This is a genomic window from Maledivibacter sp. (genome assembly GCA_025210375.1).
GTDB lineage: Bacteria > Bacillota > Clostridia > Peptostreptococcales > Caminicellaceae > JAOASB01.
Genome location: JAOASB010000052.1, coordinates 1 through 15122 on the forward strand (window position 1 = coordinate 1; position 15122 = coordinate 15122).

General features: G+C 37.2%; 21 protein-coding genes. All 21 read left to right on the forward strand.

Translation table 11 applies throughout. The annotated features are described in order from the left end of the window. On the forward strand, positions 1-490 hold a 490-nt coding region (locus N4A68_17650), incomplete at its 5' end, for a phage tail family protein (GenBank protein MCT4566120.1). A 16-nt stretch (positions 491-506) separates the two neighbouring features. Beyond that, positions 507-1412 (forward strand): hypothetical protein, encoded by a 906-nt coding sequence (locus N4A68_17655; protein MCT4566121.1) that lies wholly within the window; start codon positions 507-509, stop codon positions 1410-1412. A gap of 13 nt (positions 1413-1425) precedes the next feature. Then, positions 1426-2424: a hypothetical protein gene (locus tag N4A68_17660; GenBank protein ID MCT4566122.1), complete on the forward strand. Its 999-nt coding sequence runs from the start codon at positions 1426-1428 to the stop codon at positions 2422-2424. A 14-nt stretch (positions 2425-2438) separates the two neighbouring features. Further along, positions 2439-3530, forward strand: a complete 1092-nt coding sequence (locus tag N4A68_17665; GenBank protein ID MCT4566123.1) for a siphovirus ReqiPepy6 Gp37-like family protein — start codon at positions 2439-2441, stop codon at positions 3528-3530. 13 nt (positions 3531-3543) lie between these two features. After that, on the forward strand, positions 3544-3864 hold the full coding sequence (locus N4A68_17670) for a hypothetical protein (GenBank protein MCT4566124.1): 321 nt from the start codon (positions 3544-3546) through the stop codon (positions 3862-3864). Between the two features lie 26 nt (positions 3865-3890). Next, positions 3891-4154, forward strand: a complete 264-nt coding sequence (locus N4A68_17675; GenBank protein ID MCT4566125.1) for a hypothetical protein — start codon at positions 3891-3893, stop codon at positions 4152-4154. A gap of 73 nt (positions 4155-4227) precedes the next feature. Beyond that, complete coding sequence (locus N4A68_17680; GenBank protein MCT4566126.1) at positions 4228-4758, forward strand: phage scaffolding protein; 531 nt, start codon at positions 4228-4230, stop codon at positions 4756-4758. Between the two features lie 46 nt (positions 4759-4804). Beyond that, positions 4805-5242: a hypothetical protein gene (locus N4A68_17685; protein MCT4566127.1), complete on the forward strand. Its 438-nt coding sequence runs from the start codon at positions 4805-4807 to the stop codon at positions 5240-5242. Continuing rightward, entirely contained in the window at positions 5242-6327 is a 1086-nt protein-coding gene (locus N4A68_17690) for a phage tail sheath protein (protein ID MCT4566128.1), read from the forward strand. The genes N4A68_17685 and N4A68_17690 overlap by 1 nt, the downstream gene beginning before the upstream one ends. A gap of 13 nt (positions 6328-6340) precedes the next feature. After that, positions 6341-6787, forward strand: coding sequence for a phage tail tube protein (locus tag N4A68_17695; protein ID MCT4566129.1), 447 nt, complete (start codon positions 6341-6343; stop codon positions 6785-6787). Between the two features lie 14 nt (positions 6788-6801). Then, on the forward strand, positions 6802-7200 hold the full coding sequence (locus N4A68_17700) for a hypothetical protein (GenBank protein ID MCT4566130.1): 399 nt from the start codon (positions 6802-6804) through the stop codon (positions 7198-7200). 389 nt (positions 7201-7589) lie between these two features. Beyond that, the gene (locus N4A68_17705; protein MCT4566131.1) at positions 7590-8810 is read left to right on the forward strand and encodes a hypothetical protein; all 1221 of its coding nucleotides are present in this window, start codon (positions 7590-7592) and stop codon (positions 8808-8810) included. A gap of 13 nt (positions 8811-8823) precedes the next feature. Next, complete coding sequence (locus N4A68_17710; GenBank protein MCT4566132.1) at positions 8824-9252, forward strand: hypothetical protein; 429 nt, start codon at positions 8824-8826, stop codon at positions 9250-9252. A 1-nt stretch (position 9253) separates the two neighbouring features. Next, positions 9254-10222 carry a hypothetical protein gene (locus N4A68_17715; protein MCT4566133.1) on the forward strand — a complete coding sequence of 323 codons (969 nt, stop codon included), beginning with the start codon at positions 9254-9256 and terminating at the stop codon, positions 10220-10222. Next, a complete protein-coding gene (locus N4A68_17720) occupies positions 10222-10647 on the forward strand; it encodes a DUF2577 domain-containing protein (protein ID MCT4566134.1) in 426 nt (141 codons plus the stop codon). The genes N4A68_17715 and N4A68_17720 overlap by 1 nt, the downstream gene beginning before the upstream one ends. Continuing rightward, the gene (locus tag N4A68_17725) at positions 10647-11090 is read left to right on the forward strand and encodes a DUF2634 domain-containing protein (GenBank protein ID MCT4566135.1); all 444 of its coding nucleotides are present in this window, start codon (positions 10647-10649) and stop codon (positions 11088-11090) included. Before N4A68_17720 ends, N4A68_17725 begins: the two co-directional genes overlap by 1 nt. Next, positions 11087-12124, forward strand: a complete 1038-nt coding sequence (locus N4A68_17730) for a baseplate J/gp47 family protein (GenBank protein ID MCT4566136.1) — start codon at positions 11087-11089, stop codon at positions 12122-12124. The genes N4A68_17725 and N4A68_17730 overlap by 4 nt, the downstream gene beginning before the upstream one ends. Beyond that, entirely contained in the window at positions 12117-12659 is a 543-nt protein-coding gene (locus N4A68_17735; protein ID MCT4566137.1) for a YmfQ family protein, read from the forward strand. Before N4A68_17730 ends, N4A68_17735 begins: the two co-directional genes overlap by 8 nt. After that, positions 12659-13888, forward strand: coding sequence for a DUF4815 domain-containing protein (locus N4A68_17740; protein ID MCT4566138.1), 1230 nt, complete (start codon positions 12659-12661; stop codon positions 13886-13888). The genes N4A68_17735 and N4A68_17740 overlap by 1 nt, the downstream gene beginning before the upstream one ends. A gap of 15 nt (positions 13889-13903) precedes the next feature. Next, on the forward strand, positions 13904-14314 hold the full coding sequence (locus tag N4A68_17745; protein ID MCT4566139.1) for a hypothetical protein: 411 nt from the start codon (positions 13904-13906) through the stop codon (positions 14312-14314). A 111-nt stretch (positions 14315-14425) separates the two neighbouring features. After that, entirely contained in the window at positions 14426-15013 is a 588-nt protein-coding gene (locus N4A68_17750; GenBank protein MCT4566140.1) for a peptidoglycan recognition protein family protein, read from the forward strand. Positions 15014-15122: the final 109 nt, after the last annotated feature.

The window sequence follows — 15122 nt, forward strand, 5'->3', positions numbered from 1 at the left end:
CTTTCAAAGGACTATGTTTTCCATCCTATGTCCATCCCCCTTTTGGGAGGATATATTTTATGAAGGCCATGAACTGTCCTATCTAATGGGTGGCATTAGCTTTCCCTTGCATCTATCTGCCAATTTTTCATACCGAGGCAGAAGAAAAAAACTGATGAACAAGGGAGACGTTATTACCCCTATAAGGATAGAGTTCTATGGGCCTGCCAGTAATCCAAGTATAATCAACGAAACCATAAATGAATTTATAAAGGTAAACAAGGAGCTAGAAGAGGATGAAATCCTCATAGTAGATACCTCCTTTGGCAATAAAAAAGTAATGATACAAAAAGGCGACAAGACCATAGAAAATGCCTTTGGCTACATTGACCTAGACAGCAGCTTTTGGCAGCTGGCTGTAGGTAAAAACATCATAAGATATACCAGCGATGATGACAGCGAAAAGGCTAGGGTCAAGATAAGCTATAAAAACAGATATATAGGAGTATAGATGGAGGTGGTATAAGATGGGTGAAGTTTTTAGATTTTTTGACAGTACCGTTGATGATGAAAGAAGATATTCCGCCGATGAATTTGCCGAGTATTTCAGACAACTTTTAACAAATGGGGTATTCAATGGGGGAGATAATCTCAGGGTCACAACCCATGGAACAGATATGAATGCCAAAATCCTTGAGGGCTACGCATGGATAGAGGGTTACATGTATAGGATTGATGAACAGCCCCTACAGTTAACCCTAGATGACGCAGATGTAAACCATGATAGGATAGACAGAATAGTCATTAGACTGGATAAAACCCTGGAAAATAGATATATAAAAGCCTTTGTGCTAAGGGGAACCCCAGATGCCAGCCCAACGGTGCCGGCAATAACAAGGAACAACAATGTTTATGAAATAAGCTTAGCACAGATAAGGGTAAAGGCAGGGAAAAGCTATATATCCACCGAGGATATAACCGATGAGCGACTCAATAAGCAGGTATGTGGCTTGATCAACAGCTTGATACAAGCAGATACCACAAATATATTCAATCAATTCCAAGGCTTTTTAAACACCAAAAAGCAGGAATTCATAGGTCAATGGCAGCAATGGTTCAATTTCGTCAATCAAGACTACGACGACAGACTAGACGACTTTATGCTAAAAACCAAGGCATTTCTACAGTCCCTAGAGGACAATCTAACCGATGCCGATGTGACCTACCTAGACAATAGGATAAATGAAGTAGAGATGAGTGCCTACAACTTCGCCGATGATACAGGCATAGAGATAGAAAAAGATGGTGTGAGTATATCCAAGGGAAATCTCATAAAGAAGATTGACTTTAAAAACCTAAGCAACATAGCCAATATCACTTTGTCCAAGGACAAGGTGATAGTTGACTTTTCACCACTAGAAAATCGTATATAGGGAGGTAATGAGCATGGATATAGTATTAAAACAAAGGCTTTATGAAAAGCTGTGGAAGGATAATTATTACAAGGGAGCCGATGTGTTTAGGGAACAAATGACCCATAAAGAATTTGCAGACCTCATAACAGAATCTAAACCAGCCATGAATGTTGTTTTTGAGAAGATGGAGAATGCTGGGGAGGAGTATAGGTTTTTGCCGGAGATATTTTTTAGTAGTTGTATAAATGTTGGTAAAGGATTAGCAATTTACTATAATCTTGATTACAACAAGCTCAAAGATTTAAACAGCATAGATGATGTGGCAGCAGATGAAGCAGCCATGACCGAAATAGCGGCCTCACAGCTTGCAATGGAGGAAATAGCAAAGTCAAGTACAGCGATGAATGCAGTAGCAAAGTCAAGTACAGCGATGAATGCAGTGGCAGGGTCAAGTACAGCGATGAATGCAGTGGCAGGGTCAAGTACAGCAATGAATGTAGTAGCAGGGTCAAGTACAGCGATGAATATATTCTTTGGAAGTCAATATTATGTAGGAAAGGGTATAGCCACATATGCAGGACTAAGCCATAGTATATTTGATAGCTTAAGTAGTATAAGTGCAGTAGCAGGGTCAGCAATTGCTATTAAAGCAATAGTTATGTCATCAACTGCATCAAAAATAGTGGCTAATAGTATTCAAAACTATCGTTCTAAATTAATCAGTACATTGGATAATGGAACACAATATTTTTCTAAGCATAGTAATTATGAGATAAACTTTAATGCCAATACAATTGATAGAGAGTTGAATACAAACACCATATATATTCCAATACAATGCTATGATGACAGTGACACAAACTGTTATTTATATTATGGTGCCGATACAAGTAAACGAATATGTTATATTATTAGACACTCCGGATGGACTAATATAAATAGTGGAGTAAGCTTTAGGGGTGTGAGAGTACAGGGTTCAGGTACAGCAGATAATAATTATGTCAAATTCAACAAATATACAGTGAAATAAAGGAGCCAACTCCCATGAATCCAATAAAAATAATAACCCAAAACCATAAAATCCTAGCAGAAATCGATGACTACAACAGCCTAATATTCCAAAGAAGATTCAACACCTACGGCGAATTTCAGCTAAAGATAAATAAGCATAAAAATGGCACTGAATTCCTAGAGCTGGGAAACATCATATACCTTTCCAATAACAAGGCGGGTATAATAAAGCACAAGGAAATATCCGTTGATGGGGGTGGAAGAGGAACTGAGACCATAGTAGTCAAGGGCTATACCCTAGACCATATATTCAGTCAAAGGATCACCCTTCCCCCCACAGACTTGGATTGTGATGTAGTGCAGGGCAGTGGAGAAACGGTAATCAAGCATTATATAGAAAGCAATATGATAAACCCCCTAGAAAAAGCTAGAAAAGTCGATATTCTTAGGCTAGCACCTAATCTAAATAGGGGCAAGAATATCAAATGGGAAAGCAGCTATCAAAACCTCTCCAAGGAGCTAGAAAAAATAAGCATGGGCTGTGATTTGGGGATAACGGTAACCATAGATACCCATGGATTAAGGTGGATAGTAGATGTATATGAAGGAAGAAACCTAAGTGTAGATCAAAAGGAAAATCCACCGGTAATATTCAGCCATGATTTCGATAACATCAAAGCCCAAAAATATATTGTCTCCAGCATAGGCCATAAAAATACAGGCTATATCGGAGGCAAGGGTGAGGGTAAGCAGCTAGAAATAGTAGGCAAGGACAATGCTGGAATAAACAGAATAGAAACCTTTGTAAATGCCAGCGGTTCTAGGGATGACCTCATCCAAAAAGGAGAGCAGAAGCTCAAAGAACTAAAGCAGATAAAAACATTAGAGGGTCAAGTCTCCAAGACTGGGCCCTTTACCTATGAAAGGGACTGGGATTTAGGGGACATAGTAACCATCCAAAACAAGGACTGGGGAGTAACCATGAATGCCAGAATCATAGAAGTAAAGGAAGTCTACGAAGCCTCAAACATAGGCTTGGAGGTAACCTTTGGCAGTAAGGTACCAACCCTTATAGACAAGATAAATCAGCAGTTTTCACAGTTAAGCAGTGAGATCACTAAATAAAGGAGTGGATAACATGGTAACTACCGAAAAGGTTTTTGATATGCTTCCCTATGGAGTAAGTGTATTTGAAAAGTTAAAGATAGAGGATTTTTTCAAAAACAAGAAATCAAAGCAAAGGGGAAAAAATCTAAAACAGGAGGATGGTTTAGACTTCATAAAATACCTTCTAAAAAACCTATCAAAGGTAAAGGAAGAAGTATTCAATATAGTAGCCATCTATGATGATAAAAAGGTAGAGGAAATAAGAAGCCAAGAGGTGGCTAAAACCATAGAAGCCCTAAGGGCACTATTCAAAGAAGAAGGCATCATGGATTTTTTCAATCAAGCTATGTAGCAGGGGGATATGAGGAAACCATAATATTGCTGCATAGTAAATACGGCATGGACTTTATCATGAAAACAAATTACAAGCTTTTGATAGGACTACTGACAAAGGCATTTGAAAAATCAGAGCTAGACAAGGCATGGGACATGTGGATCACTATGCTTCCCTATATGGGCAAGGATAACTTTATCCCCTTTAGCAAATTCACAGAGTCCCAAACACAGCCCGCCATCGATCAAAGTCTTGATAAGGAAGAGATAATAAAAAGGGCCGAGAAAATAAAAGAACAAATGACATAGGCCATAGTTCCTATTCTCACAAACTTAGTGGCGTTGCACGTTAAAAACGTAAAGAAAACGAGGAGGTAATACCATGAAAGTATCAAAGGATATCCTAGGTGAAAAGCTATATACACAGGTCAAAGAAAGGCTAGGGGATAAAAAAATAATAATTGAAGATGAAAACTATATCCCCAGAAGCCGACTTAACCATGTCATCCATGAAAAAAATGTTTTAAGAAAAAATATGGAGACTTTAAACAAAGAGCTAGAAGAACTACAGGAAGATATGAAGTTTAAGGCCCAGCACATAAAAAGGCTGAAGGACTCCCAAGACAAATTAGTACAGGAAAACACCAAAATCAAAGACATATGCTTTGCAAGTTCCATAAAGCTGGAAGCTTTAAAGATGAATGCAAAAAACATCCACGTAGTCAGTAACCTCATAGACAAATCAAAGCTTGAGATACTCGAGGATGGAGGCGTAAAGGGCATAGAAGACCAGCTAAATGAATTGAAGGAAACACAAAAAATCCTATTCGGTGAGGATATATTGATATCCCTTATGGATGTTCAACATTTAGTGGGAGAAATGATTCAAAGAAGGCTTATGGAAAATCTATAAACACCCATGCTGAAAATCACAACAGCATATCAAGGAAGTGATGACAATGAAGCTAGTGGAGATAAAGACCGCTATTATAGAGAAGCTAACAAATAGCTTCCCAAACCACAATATCTATGGTGAAGAAGGGGGACAAGGGCTTCAAAAACCTGCCCTAATGGTGAGGCTTCGTCCAATTTCCATGACCATAGAAAATAAGTATCACAGAAGAAAATTTATAAATGCAGAGATTCAATTTCATCCTCAAGATGGGACGAATCAAGAGCAGCTCAACATGATAGACGCCCTATATGAAGCATTTGACTCGGTTTTGACTGTGAAGAGGGAAAAGCTGACCCTAGGCGTTATTCATACTAGAATAAAGGACAATATCCTAAGGCTGTCCTTTAATCTAGATTTTATCGACAGCATAGATAAAACCAAGGGCTACAACTATCAAGAATATGAATTAATGGAAGAATTACAAATGAAGGAGGAATTTTAATGGGTTTACCAGAGATACAGATAGAATTTAAAACAAAAGGAGTAACTGCCATAGAGCGTAGTGCTAGGGGTATCGTAGCATTGATATTAAAGGACGATACAAAGAGCTTTGATACAAAGCTATACAAATCAGTGGGAGATATCCAATCCGGTGACTGGAGTGAGAAGAATAAAAGATATATTGAAAATACCTTCATGGGAACACCTAGTCAAGTAATTGTGGAGAGGATAGCAGTATCCGAGGCAGATTATACAAAGGGGCTTGAGAGATTAAAGAACAAGAAATGGAACTACCTAGCAATCCCAGGTATTGTAGATGCAAAGGTCGCGGCCATTGTGGCTTGGATAAAAACCGAGAGGGATACAAATAAAAAGACCTATAAAGCAGTACTGCCAAATGCTACTGCCGATCACGAAGGAATCATAAACTTTACAACGGCCGATATCAAAGTGTCGGGAAAAAATGAAAGGGATGAAAAGCAGAGCCATACCTATAGTGCAAGTGAATATACTAGCAGAATAGCCGGCATCTTAGCAGGACTACCCTTCACAAGCAGTGCTACCTACTATGGGCTAAATGAGGTGGAAAGTATAAAAGAATCCACAAATCCCCATGGGGATATAGATGCTGGAAAGCTAATCCTTATCAATGATGGAACAAAAATCAAGATAGGTAGAGGTGTCAATTCCCTCACTACCACAAATGAAGCAAAGGGTGAACAATTCCAAAAAATCAAGATTGTAGATGCAGTTGATCTAGTTCGTGATGATATCAGAGATATCTTTGATGGCTCATACGTTGGCAAGATCACCAACTCCTATGATCACAAGGTATTATTCCTATCAGCTGTAAATGCCTACTTTGAAGAACTAGAGAGATTAGAAGTACTAGATGACTCCTTTGGCAACAAGGCACAGATAGACGTAAATGCCCAAAAAACATATCTGATGTCTAAGGGTGTAGATGTGGATGGACTAAAGCTCCAAGAAATCAAGGAATACAACACAGGAAGCAAAGTGTTTGCAACCGCAAGGGTAAGATTCCTAGACGCTATGGAAGACTTAAATATGGAAATATACATGTAGGAGGTAATGGAAAATGGTAAATAAGATATCTGGAAATAGAGTGATAAACGGTACATGGGGAGAAATCTGGCTTGATGGAGACAAGATCAGCGAATTAACTGGACTAGAAGCCAAGATCACCCTTAAAAAAGAAGACGTAAATATGTGTGGGGTATTAGCCAAGGATTCAAAGGTAACAGGTTGGGAAGGAAAGGGAACCTTAAAGATGCATAAGGTGAACTCCAGAATGGCAGTTAGACTAGGAGAAAGTATCAAAAAAGGTAGGGACGTAAGGGTTACTATCCTAGCTAAACTAGCTGACCCCGATACTATAGCTTCCCAGGCTGAAAGAATAGTACTAAAGGATGTAAGCTTTGATGATTTAACTTTAATGAACTTTGAAACAAAGGCATTAGGAAAGGTAGAGTGCCCTTTTACCTTCACAGATTATGATTTTATGGATTTAATACAGCCAGAATAGGAGAAGTGATATAGATGAATACACTAGATTTACTGCTTCAGCTAGATGAAAGCAAACTAAAGAAGCCCTCAAAAGAGGTAGAAATGAAGAGATTATCGGAGCTGACAGGAGAGAAGGTCATCTTCAAGGTAGAAGCTTTAACCCCAGCTAAGATGGAGGAAGTCCAAGAAATGTCCATGGATGAAGCCTTGGAGAATATAAACATCTCAGAGCTTCAAATCATGACAGTCCTAGAGGGAGTCAAAGACCCAAGCTTTAAATCCAAAGAGTTAATGAATAAATTCGGAGTATACACCCCCAAGGATTTAATCAGAAAAATACTCCTCCCCGGTGAAATTATCACTTTATACAATTTCATCGGAGACCTAAGCGGCTTTGACGGAGGAGCAGTGGAAGAAGTAAAAAACTCATAAGAACAGATGGTTTAGCCCAGATGATGTACCACTATTGGAATACAAAGGGCATTAGACCATCTGTTCTGTATAATATGCCCAAGGGCGAGCTTTTACTAATAATGGCATTTTACGAAGAAGAGATGAAGGAAAGAGAAAGAATAATGAAATCCAACATATAACCTAAAAAAAGAAAATGTGACTTGGGGAGTACAGTAAAATAACTAAAAAGCAGCGGCGCCATGGGGACTGTCCATACGTCTCACTGGCATAGCCAGTGACCAAAGGGAAGACGGAGGGACTGTCCCCATGGCAAAGCGGCAGTTATAGCTTTTTCAGCAATATCATACTTACTCCCATGTCATGTTTTCCAGGTTAATATGGTTTTGCAAAGGTGGTGAGAATATAGAATGGATAAGCAATCAAGTAAATCTAATAATGAGATACAAAAAGCATTTGATTATGTTGTAGGGACTATAAATAATAGTAAAATATCTAGTTACCCTATAAATACTATAAACATTAGAAACAATTGGGTTGGAGCAAGGAATACATTAGATGAATTAACAAAGGCAAAATACAGTCAAAAATATATTCCTAAAATTGGGAAATCCGTCAAGGCCGGAACTCTTAAACTTGGAACATCATTAAATATAGGATCTAAGGATCTTATTAAGATTTCTAATAAAGCTGGACATATTAGTGATATCTTAGCGAAAAAGCTTCTATTTGGCTCGACTTCTAAAAAGCAACTAGCAAAAATAAATAGATTAAAAAATATGTCTAAGCCATTTAAAAATGTGTCTAATATTGCAGGAAAGATAATGAATAATAGTGTTGCAAAAAAAATTGGTGGTACATTAGGAAAAGCCTTTACTCCAATGGGCACAGCTATGAATATAAATACATTTCAAAATAAGAAGAATAGTAATTTTAAAAGGTTGCTAGCGGGTGCCGATATTTTAGGGGATATGGTTTCAAAGTTACCGGCACCAGCGGCTAAAGCAGCAGGGCTAGTAACTTCAACTTTAAATTTTGCAGGTGGTCTGGCATATGATTTTTTCGACAGTGACTTGATGAAACGCTTCGGAGGTAAGAAAGTTACTGGTGTGTTAGATAAAGGAGCAGGAGTTATAGTTAAGCCAGTGGACAAGTTAATAGAAACCGTTCCGAAGATGTGGAATTCTATGAAAAAAGGAATAAAATCCATAAAACAAAAAGGACTTGCCAAGTCTGTAAAATCCAGCATCAATATAGCCAAGCAAAAAACACCAGAGCCACTTAAAAAAGCATTAAAAGGCTATGCTAACATGTATCTGCATCCAATACAAACATGGAAAAAAGCCGGTGCCTTCTTGGCGAATAAAACTAAGAATATGTTCAAGAAACCAAAGCTAAAGGATTATAACGACATATACCACAGAAATCTTGCACTTTCAAAGAATAAACAACCTGCAATAAATCACAGTGGTGAAGTAGTACAAACTAAACTCCAAGGCGGCCAAATAGACAACTCAAACAAAAACAACTTCACCATCAATATAAACGGCACCAACAAATCAACACAAGAAATCATGAACGAAATAGTTCCAGAAATAAAGCTAAGAATGAAAAATATATCTGTAGCATAAAGGAGGGCTGGAAATGGATATATTCCTATCGATAAACAACAGACAACAAGTAATAAAGCTTCCCGTCCTTCCTTCCCAGTTCAAAATACAATCGGGAATGAAAAACGAAACCTATGACGTAATAAGCCAAGGAGACATCAAGCTTATAGGTATGCCAGCATTAAAATCCATATCCCTTCAGTCGTTTTTTCCCAACCAGGACTATTCATTCCTGAGGGATAAGCACTATAGGGGCTGGCAATACGTTGAAACCATAGAAGAATGGAAGTCTAGAAGGGTGCCCATTAGATTGATTATATCCGAGGCACCAAGGGATATCATCAACATGCCCTGTACCATAGAAGCCTTTGAATACGGTGTACAGGATGGCACAGGAGATATATACTATACCCTAACCCTAAGTGAATTCAAATTTATAACCCTCGATCAAAGGAGGGTTTAATATGCATCAACTATTTAATTTATCTAGTAATATTGAGACCAATATTACACCCTTAGTTAGGGATATACAGTGGAGGAGTAGTATACATGAATTAGGAGAGCAGTTAAACTTTAATATTGCCCTTAATGATGATAGATATTTTCCCTCCAGCTCCATCGACCTAGGGAATTTAATTTCCCTAAGGCATGAAGATGAAATATTTAATGGAGTAGTTGTATCACAGCAAAAAAATGGTAGGGGATCAGTGGGCTATACCTGCTTTGATTATGCCTTTTATCTTAACAAAAGCAGTGATACCTACCAATTCAACAAGGTCTCAGCTAAAAAGGCCATAGAAACCATTTTAAAAGACTTCAATGTTCCAGTTGGCTATATAGCACCCATGTCTACGATAATAGACAAGATATACAGTGCCAAAACAGTAAGCGAGATCATAAAAGATATTATTGACCTTGCAGAAAAGGAACGAGGTATCAAGTACAGGATGGAGATGAGGCGAGGAAGGCTATATATACAAAGGCAACAGGATTTAGTAATAAAACCTGTTTTTAAATTAGCTGAGAATATACAAGAATATGATGTATCAAATTCCATATCCAATCCAAGCCGTAGGAGAACAATAGAGAACATGAAAAATAGTATCAAGCTTATCTCCAATGACAAAGTAATAGCAGAGGCACAAAATAGTAGGCTTATGGCACAGTATGGTGTGCTTCAAGAAGTAAGGAATGTTGATACAAAGGACAAAGCCAAAGCAAAAAATATAGCCAGAAATATACTTTATGAATTAGGAAAAATATTTGAAGAAAATTCATTAGAAATGATAGGAAATGATAGGGTAAGGGCAGGAAGAATTATGGAAATATATGAGCCAGTAACGGGTATGAAGGGACAATACCTTATCAATGATGCGAATCATACCGTAAGAAATGGTATACATCGTATGCAGTTAGGCTTGGGGGTGAGATAATGGATGGTGTAAGTGAACTGGCAATGCTCTTTAAGGAAAGGGATAATAAATACTATTTAGGGCCACAAATTGGCAAAGTAATAAGTTCATTACCTGACATCAAGATAGGTCTAGGAGAGAAGATAATCCTTACCAAAGATCATCTAATATTTGCCAGCCATATATTAGAGGACTATGAAAGAGAATTTTCAGTAGAAGGTAATCTAAAGTTTTCCGATTTCGGTGCAGGTATGACAACCGAGGCTTATGTGCCACAACATGGATTTCACTTCCATGAAATAAAATCCTTAAGGGTGAACACAGACTATAAAAGCACAGGAAGAATCCAGTGGACGGATTCATTAAAGGAAGATGATGAAGTGATTCTGATACCCACTACAAATGAACAGCAATACTATGTGATAGACAAGGTGGTGAGACTATAATGCTGCCTAAAATAGCAGAGCTACAATTAAAAACAACCAATGATACAGATTTACCACAAATGGGTAAGTCTTTTTTATTTGATTTCAAAGCAGGGGATTTTGTTCTAAGGGATGGAAGGCCAGTGGAAGTATCAGACCTTGAAGCTGTAAAGCTGTGGATACAAAAGATATTGAGGACTGAAAAATACAGATACAAGGTCTATGAAAGGGAAGACAAAAACGAGTACGGTGTTGTTCTAGAGGACCTCATAGTAGGAAACAACTTTCCTAAGGTCTTCGTGGAGTCAGAACTTAAAAGAGAGATAACAACGGCTCTTAAAAGGCACCCAATGATTAAATCTCTAACCGACTGGAAAATAGAAAAGAAAAACCCAAAATTAAATATATCCTTCAAGGTAAATCTATCCGATGGAAATAATTTCACCCAGGAGGTGAGCCTATGACAAGGGAAGAAATAAAAAACCGTATGCTGTCCCAAATAAGGGATGAGTACGATAAATCCGAGGGAAGCTTCTTTCACGATGTAATAAATGCCCTTGCAATAGAACTAGAAGCCGCCTATACCGATCAAGACCATATTCTAGACCAGGGCTTTGTACAAACCGCCACGGGGCAATACCTAGACAAAAAAGCATCGGAGCAGGGAATATATAGAAAGCCCCCTATAAAAGCAACTACAAGGGTTACAATAAAGGGCTTGGAAGGAGTATCTATTAAAGAAGGTATGGAGGTGGCAAGTGATTCTGCAAGCTATATCATAAAGGAAAATAAAACCATAGATTCCACAGGACAAGTAAATCTATTAGTGGAATGTGAAGAAGCCGGAACCATAGGCAATGTACCCCTAGGAGCCATAAAATCCTTCCCCCTTACCATAGCGGGACTAGAAAGTGTAACCAATCCCAGTAAAGTAACAAATGGCTACAACGGGGAGAATGACGAAGAGCTTAGAAACAGATACTACAGCAAAGTAAAAACTCCAGCTACCTCGGGCAATAAAAACCACTACAGAAACTGGGCATTAGAAATCCCCGGTGTAGGTGATGCTAGAATAATCCCCCTATGGAATGGGAATGGAACAGTAAAGGTAGTGATAATAGATTCAGAAAAAACTGGTGCAAACCAGGAGCTTATAAATAAGGTGAAGGAATATATAGAAGAAAATAGGCCAATAGGTGCCCATGTGACAGTGGAAAGTGCAGTAGAATTGTCTATAAACATTGCAGTGGCATTAACTATTGATACAAATAACTATACCATGGATCAGGTATTAAAAAACGTAGAGAACAATATCAAAAAATATCTAAAGGAAATAGCATTTGTTGAGGATTATGTTAGCTATGCCCAAATAGGAAGCTTGATTTTTCAAACTAAAGGGGTAGTGGACTATTCTAATTTAACTGTGAACAATGGAAATAAAAATATTCCATTAACCAATACATCCATTGCAGTCCTAGGGGTGATAACAAATGTCTAATAAATTAATTGGTTATCTACCCAATTATTATTCCACAAGTAAAGTTATCACCGACATAACAAACACTCAAGACCTAGAGCTTAAAAAATTCAGTGACAAAATAGGTCAAACCCTAAATCAATTTTTTATAGATACATCGGATTTTACATTGGAAAGATGGGAAAAAGAATTAGGATTAACCATTAACAATAGTAAACCGAAAGAATACAGACGAAGTGTCATAAAATCTAAGATTAGAGGGCATGGGACGGTTACGGTAGAGCTTATTAGCAATGTATGTGAAAGCTTTTCAAATGGAAAAGTTGAGGTAATAGAAGATAATTCAGACTACAGCTTTACAATAAAGTTTGTAGAAACACATGGACAGCCTCCTAACTTTGAAGACCTTAAAAGAGCCATAGAAGAAATAAAACCAGCACATTTAGGAGTAAATTATGATTATGAATATATAACATGGGAAGATTTGACTTCACTAGATTGGAATAAAATCAAAAACTATACATGGAACCACATCAAAAACACGGAGGTGAAATAATGCCAGATTTGACTCCAAATATAAATTTGAAGAAGCCGCTACTTAATGAAGCGGCTAATATAGAAGTTATTAATGATAACATGGATAAAATTGATAGTGAAATAGCAAAAATAAGAGATTCTGCCAAAAGAGAACATTTAGCCGATCTATTTACAAATGGTATTATACCAAATGCATTAAAGGAATTAAAGATTACTCAAACTGATACACCGAGTAAAGCAATTAAGATAGAAACAGGTAAGATTAATATAGATGGTATAGTGTATACTTTTAGTGAGTCCACTACCCTCAACATAGAACCATCTGATGCCTTGGATGTTACAAATGAACCCCATACATCCAATACAGGTTGTAAGCTTAAGCTAACCTATTTTCCATTAGCAAATCAGGCTGGAGATGGATTAGCAACAAAATCAGATATAACTGTAACTAGAGTTAGCGATGGAAGTGTAGTAAATGTAATAAGTATCAATGCACAAACAGGAGAAGTTACAACAGATACTCCCAATGAATCACTACAGGTTGACTATAAAAGCTTCTCTAAGAGAATTGATATAGTGTATTTAGATACCTATGATGGCACATTAAAGGTGTTAAAAGGAACGCCAGTATTGCCCACATTTAACCCTAATATACCCAATCTAAAAGAAGAAACATTCGGACTTGGGAAAATAAATCTAAGTCCAGATTTTAATGCTGTTGTTGATAATATGATTAAAAGTGATAGAGTTTTCTATAATATTAATGGAATAGAGGATAATTTTAATGAAGTTGATACGCGGATGGCTGAGTTTGCGAAGGAAATTGAAAATCACATAGGGTCAAGAGGTGACTCTCACGGTTTAGCGACAACAAGTTCACATGGCTTTATGAGCAATGTTGATAAGATTAGGTTAGACAGTACACTAACATCTACTTCTGATATATATATAACTGGTACATATACAGGCGATGGTAGGCATTCTCAATTTATAAATGTAGGATTCAGGCCTTCAGCAGTAATAGTTACAAGCGAAAATGGTGATATGGGAGTATATCCTGGTAATTCTGGAGGATATGAGGGCTATGGCGGATTAGCACTCAATGGTCATCCTATTGTTTGTGCTTCCATAAACGTGATTAAAATATCTACTAATGGATTTTATGCGTATTATTTGCATGACAGTAGTAATAGTTATATTCATGCAAATGCAAATGGAACAAGATTTCATTATATAGCTTTTAAATAGGAGGTGTCATATAAATTGATAGTTAATAAAACAACTAAATATACACAGACTAAAGATGATGAACCTAATAAAAATTGGTATGAAAATGATGAATGGTATGTAGTAGACGAAACTACAGAAGAAGGTAAAATATTAGCTGACAAAATAATTCAACATGCACCTTATTTTGATTTTGTTTTAAATGATGCAGGGAATTTAATAGATATTACTTTATTTGAAAAACCTTTTATTCCTCCTACAGAAGAAGAAATAAATAATAAAGTTAGGAATAAAATTGCTGAGCAATATGACTATGCACAAGAAATACAAATGCTAAATAAAGCGTTATCAAATGCTAATGATACTGAATATTTAACTTACAAAGAATACCGACAGTCGTGTATTGAATGGGGGATAGCTAAAAAACAGAAATACGGATATATTTAAGCACTAACCAAGGCTTTAAATCACCTCAAAAGAACAGCGTGACCCTTAGGATATAAATAAAACCACAGGGAAGATCCCACTAGTCTACAACCATACAAGGAGGTTACAAACTTGAACAAACCATGCAAAATAATCATACACCACAGCCTTACCAAAGACGGTAAGGTTGTAGATTTTAACGCAATCAAAAGATACCATATAGAGACAAATGGCTGGCGTGATATAGGCTACCATTATGTTATTGAAAATGTAAATGACCAGTATAAAATACTCAAAGGGCGTGATGAAAAAGCTATAGGTGCCCACACCAAGGGAGAAAATGCCAATTCCATAGGAATTTGCTTGGTGGGCAATTTTGACGTCCAGCTAGTGCCATCCAATCAGCTAGAAAAACTAGTTGAGCTTATCAAAGACATAAGAAATCGCTATGGCAACATTCCCGTCCATGGTCATTGTGATTTTCCAAACCCCGATACTGGGTACAGAAAATCATGCCCGGGTAAAAAATTCCCATGGAAGGATCTAGAAGAAAAATTGGTTGAGTATCAGAATTCTGATACTCTATCACAATGGGCTGAGGATGGGTATAACTTTGTAAAGGAAAATAATATCTCCGATGGAACAAGACCAAAGGACATTATGACAAGGGAAGAGATGTGGACTATGCTACATAGATATCATCAAAGATATGGGAAGTAGATATCGTGAGCTATAGTTTTACGCTCATAAAGTTTAATTTACTCAAGTAGCCACTGAGAATCCTTTTACGCTCCTCCTACAAACCAGTTTTTCATCTGAATAGAAAGAG